Source organism: Holdemanella sp. DFI.5.55, assembly GCF_020593575.1.
GTDB classification, from domain to species: Bacteria; Bacillota_I; Bacilli_A; order Erysipelotrichales; family Erysipelotrichaceae; genus Holdemanella; species Holdemanella hominis.
In genome coordinates, this window is record NZ_JAJDMK010000479.1 from 1 (window position 1) to 209 (window position 209).

Sequence of the window (209 nt, forward strand, 5' to 3'; positions counted from 1 at the left end):
TGAGGAGCTGCAGTTTTTAACATGCACACTGAAGCTCCTCATCCTCACGAAACAGCAGCTCCTCCTGATTAAGTATTACAAGGGCATTCTCCATAGCCAGATCGGACAGATACATATCCGGCAGCTCTCTGCCGCACAGAATTACACGGGTAGAATCATTTAGATGATGCAGAAACCAGGAAAGAGCATTGCATAAGGAGCTATCAAGC

The 209-nt window shown here is 46.4% G+C and carries 1 protein-coding gene; it reads right to left on the reverse strand.

Annotation, left to right across the window (positions count from 1 at the left end):
* Nucleotides 1-16 precede the first annotated feature (16 nt).
* The coding region (locus LJE08_RS14875; protein WP_227403699.1) for a hypothetical protein at nt 17-209 on the reverse strand (193 nt) is incomplete at its 5' end.